The organism is Tindallia texcoconensis, assembly GCF_055383815.1.
This window is the reverse complement of the sequence record NZ_AP042431.1, coordinates 1,154,902-1,172,503: the sequence shown is the minus strand read 5'-3', so window position 1 is coordinate 1,172,503 and position 17,602 is coordinate 1,154,902. Positions and strand designations below refer to the sequence as shown.

Genomic DNA, 17,602 nt, shown 5'->3' with positions numbered 1-17,602 from the left:
AAATTTTTAGGCTTTAAGGTCTAAAGTCTGTGCCGCTAAAATGAATGGTTCTGGATAATTTTTGGATATTCTGGCGTTTCACGAATTGACCATAGCCAGGTTTGCCAACAATCCCTTTGCCATCTTCATAGACCGTATTGCCACGAACAACGGTTTTGTAGGGCTTTCCTTTTAGTGTAATGCCGTGTAGCGGATTGTATTTTGCCATGGAGTAGGTCTCTTCTTGGTCGATAGTCCATTCCTTTTCCAAATCAATGATGGTAAAATCAGCATCTGATCCAATATGCATAGCCCCTTTTTTCGGGTATAAACCATATTGTTTTGCCGCATTGGTGCTTAATACTTCTACTAATCGGCTAAGGCTCAGGCGGCCTTTCAAGTATCCTTCGCTGACCATAATGGGTACGAGGGTTTCAACGCCAGGAATGCCGGGGAAGGAATTCCAAATATCCAAGGCAACGCCATCTACAATGCCTTCTTTTTCAGTTGCAATTTCGTAAGGCGCATGGTCGGTTCCCATAAAGTCAACACTACCGTTTCGGAGGCCTTCCCATAACTCTTCGTTATCTTTCTTTGTACGAAGTGGAGGTGCAATCTTAGCAAACTGCTTATGTTCTGTCATAGCATCTTGGTAATTCAACATCAGGTAGTGAGGGCAAGCTTCGGAAGTAACGTCCAAGCCCTTTTGCTTGGCAGCACCAACTAATTTGGCTCCAATACCAGTACTCATATGAACAATGTGAAGCCGAGCACCAGTTTCTTCGGCAAAGCTGATTCCCAATTGAATGGCGGCTTTTTCTGCTAATTCCAATCGTGCTTCTGCCCAGGCAGGTCCATCTGTACGGCCTTCGGCTTGGAATTTTTTTACATAAAAGTCACACATGGCAAAATTTTCGGCATGAATCCCTACCACTAAACCTGTTTTTGCCACCAGCCGAAAGGCTTCTAGCATTTCTGGGTCGGTCACTCGTTCATAGGTAGGGACAGAAGGTGTCATATATACCTTAAAGGCGCATACGCCATAATCGGCTTGTTCTTGAACCACGTGATAATCGCCATTTCGAATATCTTCTCCGGTAACACCGCCCCAGAAAGCAAAATCGATAACGGCCTTATCTTTAATGCGGTTCAGCTTGCTCTCTAATTCTGGAATGCTTCGCACAGACGGCTTGGAGCAACAAGGCATATCCATGATAGTTGTCAGTCCACCAGCGGCGGCAGAAGAAGTACCTGTTAAAAAGTTTTCTCGGTGTTCAAAGCCTGGATCCATGAAATGGGTATGAGAATCAAAACAACCCGGCAAGGTTAGATGGCCCTTGGCATCGATTTCCCTTTCATAAGAAACTCCTTCAAGATCCGAAACAAAACCGGCAATTTTTTCATCCGTGACTAGAATATTGGTTAAGACCGTGTCGTCTCCTTGAGGAATCAGGGCATTTTTTACAACTAAATCTACTTTCATGGGTGTATTCCCTCCTATTCATTGCTTTTAGATTCTTGGACATTTAGATGGTTATTATTTCATTAAATGGGTTTCTAAAATTTGTTCTTTGTTAAATCCTTCCAGTCCCAAAGCATATTCAAAACAGTTGAGCACATGGTCTAGTTTGATAGGCCCTACCAACTCTGAGCCAGTAACAGCAATACCGTATCGAGCGGCTTCCTGTTTAACAAAATTAAAAGCTCGATATAAAGGAGTAGCACTGCAGTCGAACATGTTCATGGACACTACTACGCCAGAATGATCTGGGAACTTAATACCTACGGCGCGAACCGTGGAAAAACCGCCACTAGGACCTCGGACACCTTTAGCAATGGATTTGGCAATGGATACATCTTCCGTGGCTAAGAATACATTGTAAGCCGTTAAGCCTTCGGTATCAGCGCTGACAATGGTGGCACCTGCAGTAGGATGAAGCGCCGCTGGTCCGATGTCGGGTTTTCGGTCGTCTGTGTGGGCCACTTCTTTTAAGCCTTCGTACTGTCCTTTTCGAATGAAAGACAATGCTTTTCTTTCTTCATTCCGAGCATTTTGTCCGGAAAAAAACACAGGAACTTCGTAGCGATCGTAGAGTTCCTTTCCGATAGACTCGGCCAATTGGGTACATTCTTCTAGGCTAATATTCTTAAAAGGAAACAAAGGGATAGTGTCCTGTGCTCCGATGCGAGGATGGCTTCCTTGCTGTTCTTCCATATCGATGAGCTCATAGCTTTTGCCTGCCATCTCCAACAAGGCTTTTTTCAATGGCTCTGGTTCACCAATGACGGTAATAACACTTCGGTTGAAATCATGCTCTGGTTCTACGCTAACCAAGGTGACCCCTTTGCGATCTTTAAGCGGTGCGGCAATGGCATCGATGACTTGCTTTCGTCGACCTTCACTGAAATTTGGCACTGCCAGCACATACTGAGTTTCTGTAGACATAAACACGCCTCCTTTTCATTCATCCTTTAATGATTCTGTTGCTTACTTCTCATTATATCTTACTTTTCCTTTGATTCTGAATAATTCTTTCATTGTTAAGTAACAAAGTTTTCAGTTTATAGCCTGGCTAAAACAGAGCTGCTTTGTGGAGTATTCATAAATCTTGGGCTGTCTTGCTGTCTTTGCCTTGTCAACGCTTGTGTTTTTCATATATACTGGCATCAAACATCCACTATAAGGTTCAAAAGGAGAAGGAGGATTTATCATGGCCCTGAAGCTCATCGATTTATCTCAGGAAATATTTGAAGGCATGTCCGTATTTCCCATGCATCAACCTACCTTTATTATGACGAATATGACCCACGAGGAAAATCAGCAGAAAACAGGGAGTAAAACCCTGGGATTTTCCGCACGAAACCTACTGATCAGTGAGCATGGAGGCACCCATTCAGATGCGGTTTGGGAGTATAAACCAGAAGGAGAAACCATTGATAAAATGCCCTTAACTCATTTCTGGGGGAGTGCTATTTGCATTGATTTAACCCATATTACCCCTCAACAACGCATTGGTCCTACAGAGCTACGGAATGCCCTAAAAAAATCTGGCCAGTCCATTGAAAAAGGAGATATTGTGTTGATGTATACAGGTCATTTTGATCGGTACTTTGATACAGAGCATTGGCAAACCACCTATAGTGGTCTCAGCTATGAGGGGGCTAAATGGTTGGCAGATCAGGGAGTTGTCAATATTGGCGTGGATGCACCAGCCATTGATCACCCAGAAGATACGGATTTTTCAGGACATCTTATTTGCGGGGAGTATGATATTACCAATACAGAAAATCTTTGCAACCTTCATTTGGTGGTGAATCGACGGTTTTTGTATATGGGACTTCCTCTTCGGATTCGAGGAGGTTCTGGATCCCCGATTCGCGCCGTAGCCCTTATTGAAGAAGTATAAAAAAAGCCCCCCTTCAAGGATTTTGATGGGGGGCTTTTTTAGGCATCCAATAGTTTCTTTACTTTTAAAGCTACTTCCAAATTCAGTCTATCTTTGTGGTTGTTTAAATCCATTCCAGTGATCCGTTGGATATTCTCCATGCGATAGAGGGTGGTGTTATAATGGGTATATAAAGTTTTGGCGGTTTTGCGGAGGTTGCCACCTTGTTGATAATAGGTTTCCAGGGTTTTTAGGAGTTCTGAAGATTTTTTTTTGTCGTAGGCCACCAGCGGTGCCAGGGTTTTTTCGTAGAACTGGTGTAATTCTTTTTCTAAACAAGGGTGGCAAAGTATTTTATAAATGCCTAAATCTTCAAAATAGGCGGCCTTTTCTTCTTCAATAAGAGGGCCGTGCTTCAGTGCTTTTACAGAATCTTCATAGCTTTGATCTACTTGGTCTAAGCCTGCATAGCATCTTCCGATGCCCACCCTAAAATGGAAGGCTGCTTGTTTTTTAGGCTGTCGGGATAGAATTTGCCTGCCATAAGCCAGTGCAGATTGTTGAAGCTCTTTTTCGGATTCGGCGGAAAGAAGGACATAGAGGCTATCGGTTTTGAACACCATTAATGATTTGACAGAGGTATCTCTAAAATATTTTTCTGTCTCATAATGAATCCAGCTTATTTTATCAAACAGATCACCAGACATTTCTGTGGAAGGTTCATCTCCTTGGATAACCAGCACCATAAAATAATCTGTCTGGGTTAATTGAAACAAGGAGGCCTTTTCCAGTGCTTTTTCTTTTCGATTGGGATCCATAGAAATTAAATCTTCGAAAAATTCGACCCGATACCGGTTCTCCACATCTCGAATGGACATTTGCCGCAGAACTTCTAAAGCAATGGTGGTAGCGGCAGACTCCAGTACAGATAAATCGAAACCACCAAGAGGAGTTTTAATGGACCAAGCCATTAAAAATCCAGAAACTCGGTTTTTGACCACCACAGGCATGGTCATGCGTCGAATCCGTTTTTGAACTAGGGTGACCTGATCTTCATAAAAATGACTTTGATCTTTTCCTTTTTCAGCCAGCTCCAAAAACTGTTTGGCATTTTCTGGAAGAGCTTGCCATAAATCCTCATCAATTTTGCCGCCGCCCTGTCGCCAGATATTCCGTCCTTCAATGCGAAGCATCACAGGATTCTGAAGGTGCTCTGCAACAATTTGAAGAATTTCTTCAATGCTGCCACTTCGAAGCATGACATTCATTAATTCCTCATGGATTTTTTCGATGCGCTGCAACAAAGAGGTTTGTTTATTAAATACTTCCTGAAAAATAGGGGTCATTATTTCGGAAAAAGGAAGGGTGTCATGAAGTTCTACAATAGGAAAATCCAACTCATTGGCGGTCTCCAAAACTTCCATAGGAAGCTCCTCTAAATAGGGTTGGATTTTAATGCCTAAAGCCGACAATCCTCTTTGAGCAGAGCGTTGAACCAGCTCTTTCTGCTTTGCTAAAGGTTCGTTTTTAAAGTAATAAGCTGTGGTGAGTAAAAATTCACAGGCATCAACCCATTCCAAGGCATCGGGATCTGCCATTATATTGACTTTGGATACGGTATTAAAGACGCCGCGATGTCCTGCGATAATCTGACATTTTTTCATGCAATCCATTTTCATGACCTCATCTAAGGTGATGCCATTTTGTCTTCTCATAGGTCCTCCCTCTTGTCGTCTCGGAGATTCATTTCCTGTGGCTTTATATCCTTTTCGACGTTGCCTCTCAAAATCCTTTTTTCATCCAATAAAAACCCATGGCGAAAGTAAAAATGGCATTTTTGGTAAAGTCTTACATACTTGTTCTACGCGTAGAATTCATTCAATTAACAATTGTCTGGAGATTCAGCCGGCGTATAAATAAGAAAAATTATTGTTAAAAAGAGAACAAAGTTCAAAAAATCAGGTATTATTTGTATAAGGATACCAAAGGACTTTAGTACAGCATAGCGAAAATAGTATCAAGCAACTAGTAAACCGTTATCGAAAACAAGAGGAGGGAAAAGGATGACAAAACAGCAAGTAAATTATCCATGGTTTAAGAAAGAAGATATTGATGGTTTTTTCGCCCTGTTTCAAAACAATTTGGCCAACTTTGTACTAATAGCTGTGGCGCTTATTGGAATGGGGTATCCCACTAGCATTGTATATGGTCGGGTGATACCGGGAGCAGCCGTCTCTGTTTTGTTCGGAAATATTTATTATGCTTATATGGCCAACCGTCTTGCACAAAAAGAAGGAAGAACAGATGTAACAGCCCTGTCTTATGGGATTAGTACACCAGTTATGTTTGTGTATTTGTTTGGAGTCATGGGACCTGCTCTTGCCTTTACGGGTGATCCTGAAGTGGCATGGCGTATCGGACTAGCCGCTTGTTTTTTTGGTGGACTGGTGGAAGTGGCTGGAAGTTTTATTGGGAACTGGGTGCGAAAAACCCTGCCTAGAGCTTCTATGCTTGGTGCTCTTGCTGGAGTTGCCTTCACGTTTATTGGTGGAGAATTGTTTTTTAATGTCCACGAAATGCCAATGATCGGCTTTACGGTGTTAGCCATTATTATTGTTGGACTAATTGCTCGAAAGGCCATGCCCTTTCGATTACCAGCGTCATTATTTGCTATTATTATTGGTACCGTATTAGCCTATAGTCTGGGAGAGGTAGAAATGAGCCGTATTGGAGAAGGGATGGGGAATGTTGGCGTATATCCATTTCTACCAACCCTTGGATTTATTGAAGGATTCCAATATTTGATGGGACCTATGGTAGGACTCATTGCAGTACTGCTACCAATTTCTATCTATAATTTTATTGAAACCATGAACAATGTAGAGGCGATGGCATCTGCCGGAGATGATTATAGTGCGCGTGAATGTATGTTGGTAGATGGGTGCGGCATTATGTTGGGCAGCCTTTTTGGCGGCGTTTTTCCAACGACGGTTTATATTGCTTCTGTAGGATCCAAGTGGATGAATGCTGGACGAGGCTACTCGGTTTTAAATGGGGGCGTTTTCCTACTGGCTTCTCTTTTTGGAATTGTTGCAGCTATTTCAGAGATTATCCCTGTGCCGGTTATTGCACCGATCTTGGTCTTTGTAGGAATCTCTATGGTTGCTCAAACCTTTGCATCTGTTCCACAGCGCCATTTTCCAGCAGTGGTGATCGCCATGTTCCCTTATTTTGGAAATTATGTGATGACTCGGTTTAATAATGCTGCTGGTGAAACCGTAGCAGGCATTTCTACTGGAATTGTGCCCTTGGGGCAGGGGGCCATGTTCTCAGGCTTAATATGGGGTGCAATCGTAGTATATATTATAGACAATGATTATCCGAAAGCGGCGATTGCTTCCTTGGTGGCAGCAGGACTTGCGGCCACTGGATTTATGCACGCTCCTAAGCTGGCCTTTTTCTATGATTATAAGTTTGCCGCTGGCTATGTTATTATGGCCATCATGTTTATGGTGTTTGATCGCTTTGGAAGTGAAGAAACAAATGGAACCTCTCTTGTGGATTAAAGATGAAAGCGAAATAGTAAGAAGAAAAGGAGCCAGTCAGGCGATGTACGTCTGGCTGGTTTTTTTTTGCAAAAAAGTAAAGAAAAAATTATATCGATAGATAAAATTCTGATAATTGGGTATCAATACAAAACTCATAGCATGAATCATAATGTAGATACAGAGAGAGAATACCATCGGATACAGAAATGGTAATGCTATGGAATTTAGAGGAAAGAGGAGGGATTTTCATGCGTATAAAAAAATTGTTGCTATTGTCTATTGGAACCATCGTCATCTTGCTAGTGGTTAACATTGGGATCATGTTTATATTAAAAAACACCCAAGACAGTTTAAGTTATCATCAGGAGGTTCGGTATAATAGCTACCTAAGAGCCGATGAACTAAGACAATCTTCAGATGATTTAACGCGATTGGCACGTCTCTACGTTGTAGAAAAAGAAAATGATCCGGAACAAGCCCAAGAATATCTGCGTCAATATTTTAAGATACTTGATATCAGAAATGGAGAAGTGCCTAGACCAGAAAACTATCACTTAATATACTGGGACCTTGTAGCCGTTGATGATGTAGCTCCTAGTCCGGATTCCAATGATACACGAGCCTTGATTGATATTATGGAGGATTTAAATTTTACGGAGGAAGAATTTGCGCTTTTAGCGGAATCCAATGCCAACTCCGATGGTTTGGTAAATACTGAAGTCATCGCAATGAACTTAGCGGATAACAACATCGGACCTGAAGAAAGGGAAGTAATGCGCCCTGGAGAAACTCCTGGTGATGCGGCCATTCGAATAATGCATGATAAGCAATATATGACATATAAGGCTGAAATCATGAGACCGATTAACAGTTTTTTTCATGCTTTAGAAAAAAGAACAGAGGGTACCGTAGCGGATCTAGAAGCAAGAGTAGAGAGGCTAACCATCATTGGCATCCTTAGTCTTAGTATTTCGATTCTCATTAGTGGAGTCCTTCTGTATAGCCTTATTTTTAAGGTGATAAAGAATATTAATAGACTTCAGGAGAGTATTCACCAACTGGTTCAAAATGGTGGCGATTTGACTCAGAGCATCGATGTTCAATCAAAAGACGAGCTAGGATTACTGGCATCCAGTGTCAATCAATTTATAAAGAATATAGCGGATATTATTAGAGGAGTTGCTGATACAGCGAATCAAGTGACTTCACACACCCAAGAAGTATCCGTTAGTGCGGAACAAGGGTTGATATCCACACAAGAAAGTGCTCGTGTCATCAATGAAATTGCAAATAGTGCATCTGAACAAGCCAAAGATGTTGAAGTGTTAGCGACAGCCGTTGAGCAGATAAACACCCTATTAAATAATGATTCAAACTACATGAGTGCATTAAATCAGGCAACCATGGACATAGATCAACAAAAAGAAGATGGTTTTATGATCTTGGTCGATCTTATTCAAAGGACAAAAGAAAGCGATCAGACGATGCAATCCATCGATGAAGTTGTTCAAAGTACCAATGTAAGTGCAGAAAAAATTGAGAGTGCCAGTGCAATGATACAAAACATTGCGGATCAAACAAATCTATTAGCCCTAAATGCAGCCATAGAAGCTGCACGAGCAGGTGAAGCTGGAAAGGGATTTGCTGTTGTAGCAGACGAAATTCGGAAGTTAGCGGAGCAATCAAATAATTTCACAAATGAGATAAAGACCGTCATTGATGAACTTAAAGTGAAATCCCAAGAAGCGGTAAAAACCATGGGAAATGCTCAAAGCATAGCGAAAGTACAGAATCAGAGTGTACAAGCCACAGAAGGAAAATTTCACGCCATTGCAAAAGCCATTGATTCCATAAAGAGCATTATTGATTCGCTCAATGATTCTAAAAATATCATGGCAGAAAATAAAGACCGTATTGTCGATCTTACGCAGAATCTATCTGCAATATCCGAAGAAAATGCAGCCAGTACCCAACAATCATCTGCATCCATGCATGAACAGCAGGAACGTATCGATCATATTGTTTCTGCTCAAAGAGAGGTGTCTGATTTGGCAGAGGAATTAACCCAGTTGATCAAGAAGTTTAACGTTTGATCATATAGTTCAAAGATAAAACAAAAGCCCGATTAGGTGATACAAACCAGATCGGGTTTTTGTTTTGATAGTCAAAATAAAAAGCGGAAAATAAACTTAAGATAAGAAGTATTCTAGAGAAAGTCAGCAATCAATCAAGCTACTTGGTTCCTTAAGAAGGGGAAGAGACCTAGTTATGGGTGTAGAAACTATCAATTCTCCGCTTTTTTCCTGGACATCAAAATTTTTTACCACACCGATGTGTAACCATTGTAGTGTCCTTGGCAGCTTCCTGATTTTTTTATGGCTAAGGAAATAGCATGCGCATTTAACGTGTGGATTATTTTGTGACTTTGACTTTGCTTTTTCTTTCCAACTAACCAACTTTCCAACTAACAAGACGCGAAGCGTCTTTTTTATTTTATAACATGCCTTCTCTATCTTTATCATAGCAAATGAATAAAAGAAAGACTTTTCCGTTGCAATAGAAAGAAAATAAGAGACGGATACACGATTGTTTCCATGCATTTGCAAAATCCATTGAAAAGAAGACAGAAAAAACGTACAATAGAGAAAGCGAGAATAGAGCCCCTATATGTAGGGATTTAAAGGAGTTATAAGATGAAAAAAGTAGCTGTAGAACAAGCCATAGGCATGATGGTAGGCCATGATTTAACCAAAATCGTACCAGAGGAATACAAAGGAGCCGCATTTAAAAAAGGCCATGTGATAGGACAAGAAGACATCTCAGCCCTGAAAGCCATGGGCAAAAATAACATCTGGGTGATGGAGATGACCCCAGATGAAGTTCATGAAAATGAGGCGGCTATTCGGATTGCAAAAGCCGCTGCCAACCAAGAGGATTTTTTCTTTGAAGGGCCTTCAGAAGGAAAAATAAGCTTGGTGGCAAAAGAAGGTGGTTTGCTGAAAATCAACACAGACTTACTGGAAGAATTGAATGATCGTGAGCATATCATGATGGCTACCATTCGTCATAATACGGTGGTACCTCCCAACAAGCTGGTAGCAGGCACGCGGATTATTCCCCTGAAAATTAAAGATGCAGAAATTGCGGCGGTGGAAGCCTTGTGTCAGGGGAAAGCACCTATCCTTAGCATAAAAAAAATCCAGTCCCTTCGGGTAGGAATTCTAGTGACAGGAACAGAGGTCTATGAAGGTCTCATTGAAGATAAGTTTAGTGAAGTGTTGGTGAAAAAAATAGAACAATTGGGTTCCATTGGGTTAGAACCTGTTTTTGCACCAGATGAAGATCGGGTGATAAGAGAAAAAATTCAACAGCTGTTGGCAGCCGGGGCCGAGTTGATTTTATTGGCTGGTGGTATGTCCGTAGATGCCGATGACATGACACCCAAAGCCATTGCAGACACAGCGACACAAGTGATTTCCTATGGAGCACCAGTACTACCGGGAGCCATGTTAATGCTGGCTTATGCTGGGGAAGTGCCCATGGTAGGCATTCCTGCCTGTGCCATGTATCATAAAATAACCTCTCTTGATTTAGTGCTGCCTAGGTTAATGGCAGGGGAAAAACCAACCAAAAAAGAAATGAGTGGATTGGGACATGGGGGACTATGCCAGAATTGTGAGGAATGCCATTATCCAGTATGCACCTTATCTCGTTAAAAGAAAGGAAGAAATAGGATGAGGAATCAAAAAGTACTGGTACGAGGCGGTGGAGATTTGAGCAGCGCTATTATTCATAAATTGCATCGAAGTGGGTTTCGCCTATTGGTTTTGGAGACAGCACAACCATTGGCAATTCGAAGAACCGTAGCCTTTTCAGAGGCGGTACAAGAAGGCCATAGCCGAGTGGAAGACGTAGAGGCCAGGCTGGTAACCACAGGAGAAGAAATAAAAAAGAGTTGGAGAGAAAATCGAGTACCAATTATGGTGGATCCAGAGGCCAAGATTTTAGAACAAGAATCCTTTGAGGTGGTAGTAGATGCCATCATGGCAAAGAAAAACCTGGGGACACATAGGGGGATGGCGCCAAAGACCATTGCCATTGGCCCTGGTTTTGAAGCTGGTAAGGATGTTGATATCGTGATTGAAACCAATCGAGGCCATCATCTGGGACGCTTGATATTTCACGGTACAGCCCAAGTAGACACAGGAAGCCCTGGGAGCATCCTAGGATATACGAAAGAACGAGTGATTCGATCCCCTGGAGAGGGGGTTCTAAGGGCTTACAAAAAAATAGGTGATTTGGTGAAAGCTGGGGATCCTATAGCATCCGTAGAAGGAAAGCCAGTAGAAACCCGAATAGATGGAGTGGTGAGAGGCCTCATCAGAGAGGGCACCTGGGTATCTGAAAACCTTAAAATTGCAGATGTGGATCCGAGAGGAGAAGTGGACCATTGCTATACCATCTCGGAAAAAGGAAGAAACATAGCGGGAGGCGTACTGGAAGCGATCCTGTTGTTAAGTCATCTTTAGAAGAGGGCGGAGGTGGAATCGATGGAAATTAAAATCATGGAAAAAATCACAAAAGCACTACAGCAACAACAGAAAATAGCGCTGGTAACACTCACTAGATCCGAAGGCTCTACCCCTGGAAAAGAGGGGAGTCTGATGTGCGTGGAAGCAGATGGAAAAATCCTTGGGACCATAGGCGGTGGAAAAATTGAAAAAACAGTGATGGATCAAGCCCTTCACTGCATAGAAGAGAATACGTCGAAACACTTCAAGTATGAATTAAGTGACTCTGCAGAACTGGGAATGATTTGCGGAGGACTTATAGAAGGATATATTAAAGTTTTTGGCCCTTCTCGTAAATTACTAATTGCCGGCGGCGGACATGTGGCCTTCGAACTTTACCAATTGGCTTGCCTGCTTAAATATGAAGTGGTTATCTTTGAAGATCGGGAAGAATTTGGAAACAAGGAACGGTTTCCAAAGGCCGCAGAAATCATAGTAGGGAATGTAGCTGAAAGGCTTTCTCAGTACCCCATTGATGACAATAGCTGTGTGATGGTGGTTACCCGTGGACATCAGCAGGATGAAGAAGCATTAAAAGCCGTGATCCATAGCCCAGCAGCATATATAGGAATGATCGGAAGCTGGAGCAAAGCAAAGAAAACGCTGGAAAAATTGTTGGAAGAAGGATATGAAGAAGAGCAACTAAAGAAGGTGTATTCCCCATCTGGTTTGGGTATTGGTGGTACAAGGCCAGAAGACATTGCCCTGAGTATCATGGCGGAAATTCAAAAAATAACCCATCAGGGCCAATTAATTCACTTGAAAGATACAAAGAGAAAAGAGCAGGAGCAGGCATAATGGAAACCAAGGAAATATCCCTATTAACCCGTTATCCCCAATGTTTTGAAAAGCCTCGAGTGATTTCTTTTGTAGGAGCCGGTGGCAAAACCACTTGTCTGTTTGCCTTAGCCCGAAACTTTCGAGATGCTGGGGAAAAGGTGTTGGTTACCAGCACTACAGCCTTGTATAAACCAGAGAAAGAACCCTTTGATTGCCTCTGGGTAGAATCTGAAAAGACAACTTCCCTAGAAAAAAAAACGCCTATCAAAGGCATTACCATTGGGGGAGAGCGGGTGACGGAGGAACAAAAGTTGAAGGGGTTTTTACCAGAATCCTTGGAGAGGATCCTTCAGCAACAAGCGTATGATCGCCTATTGATTGAATCCGATGGTTCTCGGGAAAAGCCCATAAAAGCTTGTAATAAAACAGAACCAGTGTTGCTAGCATCAACGGACTTGGTGGTGGGCGTCTTGGGACTAAGGGCACTTGGACAAAGGATGACAGAAGCGACGGTACACCGAAGTCAGATTTTTGCCCAACGAACAGCCACACCAATAGGACAATCAATCACCGAGGAGAGTTTTGCTCGACTTATTGCACATCCCCAAGGCCTTTTTCAATACAGTTCAACAAAAGCCAAAAGAGTATTGATATTAAATCAGGCGGACACCCAGAAACTTAGGCAACAAGCCATAGAAATTGCGACCCTACTGAGGGAGAAAAAGGAAACCAATAGAGTGGATTTCATGTTGGCCACTGCCTTTGATCCAACTCGTTATCAATTGATTTGGAGTGAAAAAATATGATCTCTGCAGTCTTGATAGCTTCTGGTTTTTCCACAAGAATGGGTCAGGAAAAGCTATTGTTGCCCATTAAAGGAGAGCCAATGATTCGTCATATTGCCAAGGTCCTTCATCAGTCAAAGGTCAAGGAGCGGATCTTGATTTACCGAAATCCGGAAGTAAAGGAAGCCGTTGGAAATTATGTCCATCAAGCGATTCTCAACGAAAAAGCAGCTTTGGGCCAAAGTCAAGCCGTGAAACTGGGGGTTGGACACGCACATCCTCAAAGCTCAGGATACCTGTTTGTTATGGGCGATCAACCGCTATTGTCAGCGGAAGTCATTAATCAACTGGTGGAAATCCATCAACAACACCCGGCTTGTATCCTTCGACCTGTCTATGCTGGCAGGCCAGGAAATCCGGTGCTATTTCCCTGGACTTATAGGGAACAGCTTTTGCAAGTAGAAGGAGATCAAGGAGGAAGAGGGATTATACAAGCAAATCCACAGGCAGTGGAGGAGTGCTACTTTGATTGCTTGGAAACAGGGATGGACGCCGATACCTGGGAAGCCTATGGGAGGTTAATAGAAAAATTGAAAATTTAGAAAGGAGGGTCCCCTTGGACTATCGATTTCGAATTTCTCTAGTGGAAAATGGCCAGAAAGTATTTGGAGAAGGGCCTCTGATGCTCTTGAAAAAGGTGGAAGAAACCGGCTCTTTGCGGCAGGCAGCTCTGTCCATGGAAATGTCCTATAGCAAAGCTTGGACCATGGTCAAAACCATGGAAAAGGAACTGAAGGTTTCCATCTTGAACCGATGCATTGGAGGTCAGCAAGGTGGCGGATCTAGCCTGACGCCAGAAGCCAAAAAACTCATGGACAAATATGAACAGTTGAAAAATCGGATAGACCAGCGAATCAGAGAAGAAATAAAAGCCTTTGAAGAAGGGTCATTTTTTTGATGGTCGTTATTCGATTAAAAGAATAACGAAGAAAGAAAGGGGCAGAGATAGGTGAAAAAGAGGAGACTTATTCTTGCAGCAGGAATCCTAGTGCTCATAGTGGTTTTGACAAGAGGATTTGGCATGGGAAGGGCTGAAGAAAAGGAAATAGCCCAAGGGAAACTGCATGTAGCAGCGGCTTCTAGCCTTCGATTTGCTTTAGAGGAAATTGGAGATCGATTTCAGGAACAAGAAGGAATAGAAGTTGTTTTTCAATTCAATGCATCCGGTAATTTAGCCCAGCAAATAGTCCATGGAGCACCAGTAGATATCTTTGCTTCTGCTGAAAAATCATGGATCGACCATCTAAGACAACAAGGGAAGCTGGAAGAAGAATACATCGATTTATTCGCCAAAGGAAGAATTGTGTTAGCCTACTCCAAGGAATATAGTGAACCAGTACATAGCCTTGAAGACCTTTTATCCAAGAATGTTCAGCAACTAGCCATAGCCAATCCAGATCACGCACCCTTTGGAAAAGCAGCCAAAGAATCCTTAGAAAGATCTGGGAACTGGAAGGCTTTAGAAGATAAAATAGTGTATGGAAACAGCGTTATGCAGGTTCGCCAGTATATCGAAACCGGAAATGTCTCTGCGGGAATTATTTCCAAATCCCTAGCAAATTCAGAGGCATTGGAGTATCGCATCATTGATGAAAGCCTTCATGAACCCTTGGATCTGCACTATGGTATTGTAGGCGAAGCCAAGGAAAAAAAGGGGGCCCAATTGTTTGTGGCCTTCTTAATGGAGGAAGAAGCGGCTACTATTTTACAAAACCATGGCTTTGATCTGCCATACTAGGAGGTGTTACCATTGAATTGGATGCCCGTATTTCTTTCTTTAAAAATTGCTCTTTTTGCTACGATCCTAACGGCATTTATTGGAATTCCCACGGGATGGCTGCTTTCTAGAGGATCGTTTCCAGGAAAAAACCTACTGTCTTCTTTGGTGACCTTGCCAATGGTGTTACCACCAACGGTGCTAGGCTACTACCTGCTGATTTTAGTGGGGAATCAAAGCCCAATTGGCAGATGGCTACAGGCCCAATTCGGCATTAGCCTTGTATTTACATGGCAGGGAGCGGTACTGGCAGCAACTCTGGTCTCTCTACCCTTAATGATACGTGCGGTACAGAGCAGTATAGACAGGGTGGATACAGATCTGGAAGATGTAGCACGAACCATGGGGAAATCTGAAATAGATGTTTTTTGTAGGATTACCTTACCCATAGCCTGGCAGGGGATTCTAGGTGGCAGCATTTTAGCCTTTGCCAGATCCATGGGCGAATTTGGTGCCACTCTCATGGTAGCTGGCAGTATACCAGGAAAAACTCAAACTCTTTCCATTGCCATTTATGAGGCGGTTCAAGCTGGGGATTATCAACAGGCTAATTTTTTGGTGCTGTTGATTAGTGGCGTTACCATCCTGGCTCTCTTATTGTTAAGTCAAAGGAAAAATCTGGAAAAGTGGTGAAGAAATTGTTAAAAGTGGATTTTCAAAAAAAACTGGAAGACGTAATCGTAAAGGTTAGTTGGGAGTGCGAAAAAGGCCAAGTGGTTAGTCTTTTTGGACCTTCTGGATCGGGGAAAACCTTGACCTTACGAATGATCGCTGGTCTCATGGAACCAGATGACGGTTGGATCCAGATTGACCAAAATCTGGTTTATCATTCGGAGAAAAAAGTTAATCTGCCGGCTAGAAATCGAAGAATTGGGTATGTACCTCAAAACTACGGACTTTTTCCCCATATGAAGGTGCAGGACAACATCTTATTTGGCATGGAAGGAAAAAATCTGGAAGAAAAGGAAATACAGATGATGACCTGGTTAAAGGCAGTGGGAATGGCTCATAAGCGCCATCAGTATCCAAGGACCTTATCCGGTGGAGAAAAGCAAAGAGTAGCCATTTTACGGGCCCTGGCAGGCAACCCCAAGGTACTATTATTGGATGAGCCTTTTGCCTCCGTGGATCCTGCGACCAGAAACACCTTGCGGGCAGAGATTGGAGATTTTTTATCTCGCCAAGGAGTAGCCGTGGTATTAGTGACCCATGACTGGAAAGATGTTAAAATAATGGGGGATACAGTAATTCATTTCCAGTAAGGATATTCAACGCATAACAGGGATACGAATAGAAGGAGGAGATCAAGCGATGGCATCATTTCTGGGCTGGATTAATGCCCTGTCGGCGATCCTCATGGGAGGAATCTACCCGATCAAGAAAAAATTGGGCCAAAATCAGGAGCTGGTACCACTGTATCGAATTCTACGGAAAGTCCATCCTCTTATTGGAAGCCTCATGGTAGTCCTTGGTGGTTATCATGGATATTTGATGATGGGAGGAAGTCTTGGGTTTCATTCTGGAACTTTGGTATGGCTGATCTTGTTCTTGATGGGAGCCGTAGCCATTCTGGGTCAGGCCGTATATTCCCTTAGAAAAATGTGGAGGCCAGTTCACCGGATATTAGCCCTAGGAATGCTTTTGTTTTTAGGGGCTCATATCATAAAGCCCTACTGGATTGCTTTCTAAAGCCAAGGCGGCCCAGAGGGCACTTGACAATTCCGAAGAAACCAACTATACTTAATTTCATGGACAACCCCCTACCGTAGGGGGGTGGGTTATAGGGAATGAATCTTTGGGAGGCGCATAAGATGAGTGTCAAGTACTTAAAAACAAACAGAGCCTTTAGTCATTTGAGAAAGTATGCATGGTTATTTACCTTGCTAGTGGCCATTGGTGGTTTATGGGAACCTAAGTTGGGATTGTTGGTAATCCTCATTATGGTAGGTCTTATGGCTACATCATTCTTTAAAGGCCGATATTGGTGTGGCAATGTATGCCCCCATGGAAGCCTTTTTGATGTGGTGCTGATGCCCTTAAGTCGAAATAAAAAAATTCCAGAAGCCCTTAAGTCAAAAGCCTTTATCCTTGCCTTCTTTGCCTTCTTTATGGTTAACTTTGGCCGGCGAATAATAGGAGCAACCCAGGCTTGGGGAAGCTATGATTTTTTAGATCGTTTAGGATTTGTATTTGTGGTGACCTATTTGGTCGTGATGATTACTGGAAGTCTGGCAGCGGTTTTTGGGACTCCGCGAATCTGGTGTCAGTTTTGCCCTATGGGAACTATGCAAAAGATGGTATATGGCCTTAGTAAAAAAGTGGCATCCATTCATCAAAAGACAGATACCTTGGTAACCATTTCGGATGAATCCAAATGTGTTCAGTGTGGAAAATGTGAAAAAGTATGTCCTATGCAATTGGCTCCTCAGAAAAATTGGAATCCACAGGGTCAGTTTCAAGACATAAATTGCATCAAATGTCAGACCTGCGTCGCCAATTGCCCCGTTAAAATACTTTCGATGGAAAAACCAAAGGTGGATGAAAACCAATCTGCAGATTTTTCTGCATGAAAATTCGAAATTTAATAAAACCTTGAAATAGCAACAAAAACTAGAATACCTACCCATTTTGGGTAGGTATTTTTATGCCTAAAACATTGGAACCTATCCTTTTTGTGTGTGTTAGAAAGGAGGGGATCATGATACTTTTAAAACAG

General features: G+C 42.5%; 17 protein-coding genes. 14 read left to right on the top strand and 3 right to left on the bottom strand.

Annotated elements, in window-relative coordinates; genetic code table 11:
- Positions 1-13 precede the first annotated feature (13 nt).
- Entirely contained in the window at positions 14-1,462 is a 1,449-nt protein-coding gene (locus ACZ47N_RS05435; RefSeq protein ID WP_464888118.1) for a dihydroorotase, read from the bottom strand.
- Positions 1,463-1,516: 54 nt separating this feature from the next.
- Entirely contained in the window at positions 1,517-2,425 is a 909-nt protein-coding gene (gene ftcD, locus ACZ47N_RS05430) for a glutamate formimidoyltransferase (RefSeq protein ID WP_464888117.1), read from the bottom strand.
- A 265-nt stretch (positions 2,426-2,690) separates the two neighbouring features.
- Between ftcD and ACZ47N_RS05425 the strand changes: the two genes are divergently transcribed.
- On the top strand, positions 2,691-3,386 hold the full coding sequence (locus tag ACZ47N_RS05425; protein ID WP_464888116.1) for a cyclase family protein: 696 nt from the start codon (positions 2,691-2,693) through the stop codon (positions 3,384-3,386).
- A gap of 38 nt (positions 3,387-3,424) precedes the next feature.
- Here the strand turns inward: ACZ47N_RS05425 and ACZ47N_RS05420 are convergent, their stop codons facing one another.
- Positions 3,425-5,080: a PucR family transcriptional regulator ligand-binding domain-containing protein gene (locus tag ACZ47N_RS05420; RefSeq protein ID WP_464888115.1), complete on the bottom strand. Its 1,656-nt coding sequence runs from the start codon at positions 5,078-5,080 to the stop codon at positions 3,425-3,427.
- A gap of 348 nt (positions 5,081-5,428) precedes the next feature.
- Here ACZ47N_RS05420 and ACZ47N_RS05415 point away from each other — a divergent pair, with 348 nt between their 5' ends.
- From ACZ47N_RS05415 to ACZ47N_RS05355, 13 genes are all read left to right on the top strand, one after another.
- Entirely contained in the window at positions 5,429-6,931 is a 1,503-nt protein-coding gene (locus ACZ47N_RS05415; protein ID WP_464888114.1) for an NCS2 family permease, read from the top strand.
- Positions 6,932-7,161: 230 nt separating this feature from the next.
- On the top strand, positions 7,162-9,006 hold the full coding sequence (locus tag ACZ47N_RS05410; protein ID WP_464888113.1) for a methyl-accepting chemotaxis protein: 1,845 nt from the start codon (positions 7,162-7,164) through the stop codon (positions 9,004-9,006).
- Between the two features lie 600 nt (positions 9,007-9,606).
- A complete protein-coding gene (locus ACZ47N_RS05405; RefSeq protein WP_464888112.1) occupies positions 9,607-10,629 on the top strand; it encodes a molybdopterin-binding protein in 1,023 nt (340 codons plus the stop codon).
- An 18-nt stretch (positions 10,630-10,647) separates the two neighbouring features.
- Positions 10,648-11,442 carry a selenium-dependent molybdenum cofactor biosynthesis protein YqeB gene (yqeB, locus tag ACZ47N_RS05400; RefSeq protein ID WP_464888111.1) on the top strand — a complete coding sequence of 265 codons (795 nt, stop codon included), beginning with the start codon at positions 10,648-10,650 and terminating at the stop codon, positions 11,440-11,442.
- Between the two features lie 21 nt (positions 11,443-11,463).
- Positions 11,464-12,282: an XdhC family protein gene (locus tag ACZ47N_RS05395; RefSeq protein WP_464888110.1), complete on the top strand. Its 819-nt coding sequence runs from the start codon at positions 11,464-11,466 to the stop codon at positions 12,280-12,282.
- Complete coding sequence (gene yqeC / locus ACZ47N_RS05390; protein WP_464888109.1) at positions 12,282-13,070, top strand: selenium cofactor biosynthesis protein YqeC; 789 nt, start codon at positions 12,282-12,284, stop codon at positions 13,068-13,070. Before ACZ47N_RS05395 ends, yqeC begins: the two co-directional genes overlap by 1 nt.
- Positions 13,067-13,651: a nucleotidyltransferase family protein gene (locus ACZ47N_RS05385; protein WP_464888108.1), complete on the top strand. Its 585-nt coding sequence runs from the start codon at positions 13,067-13,069 to the stop codon at positions 13,649-13,651. Before yqeC ends, ACZ47N_RS05385 begins: the two co-directional genes overlap by 4 nt.
- A gap of 14 nt (positions 13,652-13,665) precedes the next feature.
- Complete coding sequence (locus tag ACZ47N_RS05380) at positions 13,666-14,007, top strand: winged helix-turn-helix domain-containing protein (RefSeq protein ID WP_464888107.1); 342 nt, start codon at positions 13,666-13,668, stop codon at positions 14,005-14,007.
- A 51-nt stretch (positions 14,008-14,058) separates the two neighbouring features.
- The gene (gene modA, locus ACZ47N_RS05375) at positions 14,059-14,847 is read left to right on the top strand and encodes a molybdate ABC transporter substrate-binding protein (protein WP_464888106.1); all 789 of its coding nucleotides are present in this window, start codon (positions 14,059-14,061) and stop codon (positions 14,845-14,847) included.
- A gap of 21 nt (positions 14,848-14,868) precedes the next feature.
- On the top strand, positions 14,869-15,519 hold the full coding sequence (gene modB / locus ACZ47N_RS05370; protein ID WP_464888418.1) for a molybdate ABC transporter permease subunit: 651 nt from the start codon (positions 14,869-14,871) through the stop codon (positions 15,517-15,519).
- A gap of 14 nt (positions 15,520-15,533) precedes the next feature.
- A complete protein-coding gene (locus ACZ47N_RS05365; protein ID WP_464888417.1) occupies positions 15,534-16,148 on the top strand; it encodes an ABC transporter ATP-binding protein in 615 nt (204 codons plus the stop codon).
- A gap of 49 nt (positions 16,149-16,197) precedes the next feature.
- Positions 16,198-16,575: a hypothetical protein gene (locus ACZ47N_RS05360; RefSeq protein ID WP_464888105.1), complete on the top strand. Its 378-nt coding sequence runs from the start codon at positions 16,198-16,200 to the stop codon at positions 16,573-16,575.
- Positions 16,576-16,697: 122 nt separating this feature from the next.
- Positions 16,698-17,456 carry a 4Fe-4S binding protein gene (locus ACZ47N_RS05355; protein WP_464888104.1) on the top strand — a complete coding sequence of 253 codons (759 nt, stop codon included), beginning with the start codon at positions 16,698-16,700 and terminating at the stop codon, positions 17,454-17,456.
- The last annotated feature ends 146 nt before the right edge of the window (positions 17,457-17,602 follow it).

What these genes read in the sequence shown, in the direction of transcription:
- ACZ47N_RS05420 (WP_464888115.1), bottom strand. Translation starts at nt 5,080, where the DNA reads ATGAGAAGACAAAATGGCATCACCTTAGATGAGGTCATGAAAATGGAT.
- ACZ47N_RS05385 (WP_464888108.1), top strand. Translation starts at nt 13,067, where the DNA reads ATGATCTCTGCAGTCTTGATAGCTTCTGGTTTTTCCACAAGAATGGGT.
- ACZ47N_RS05415 (WP_464888114.1), top strand. Translation starts at nt 5,429, where the DNA reads ATGACAAAACAGCAAGTAAATTATCCATGGTTTAAGAAAGAAGATATT.
- ACZ47N_RS05355 (WP_464888104.1), top strand. Translation starts at nt 16,698, where the DNA reads ATGAGTGTCAAGTACTTAAAAACAAACAGAGCCTTTAGTCATTTGAGA.
- ACZ47N_RS05435 (WP_464888118.1), bottom strand. Translation starts at nt 1,462, where the DNA reads ATGAAAGTAGATTTAGTTGTAAAAAATGCCCTGATTCCTCAAGGAGAC.
- ACZ47N_RS05410 (WP_464888113.1), top strand. Translation starts at nt 7,162, where the DNA reads ATGCGTATAAAAAAATTGTTGCTATTGTCTATTGGAACCATCGTCATC.
- ACZ47N_RS05425 (WP_464888116.1), top strand. Translation starts at nt 2,691, where the DNA reads ATGGCCCTGAAGCTCATCGATTTATCTCAGGAAATATTTGAAGGCATG.
- ACZ47N_RS05360 (WP_464888105.1), top strand. Translation starts at nt 16,198, where the DNA reads ATGGCATCATTTCTGGGCTGGATTAATGCCCTGTCGGCGATCCTCATG.
- ftcD (WP_464888117.1), bottom strand. Translation starts at nt 2,425, where the DNA reads ATGTCTACAGAAACTCAGTATGTGCTGGCAGTGCCAAATTTCAGTGAA.
- yqeC (WP_464888109.1), top strand. Translation starts at nt 12,282, where the DNA reads ATGGAAACCAAGGAAATATCCCTATTAACCCGTTATCCCCAATGTTTT.
- ACZ47N_RS05395 (WP_464888110.1), top strand. Translation starts at nt 11,464, where the DNA reads ATGGAAATTAAAATCATGGAAAAAATCACAAAAGCACTACAGCAACAA.
- yqeB (WP_464888111.1), top strand. Translation starts at nt 10,648, where the DNA reads ATGAGGAATCAAAAAGTACTGGTACGAGGCGGTGGAGATTTGAGCAGC.
- ACZ47N_RS05405 (WP_464888112.1), top strand. Translation starts at nt 9,607, where the DNA reads ATGAAAAAAGTAGCTGTAGAACAAGCCATAGGCATGATGGTAGGCCAT.
- modB (WP_464888418.1), top strand. Translation starts at nt 14,869, where the DNA reads ATGCCCGTATTTCTTTCTTTAAAAATTGCTCTTTTTGCTACGATCCTA.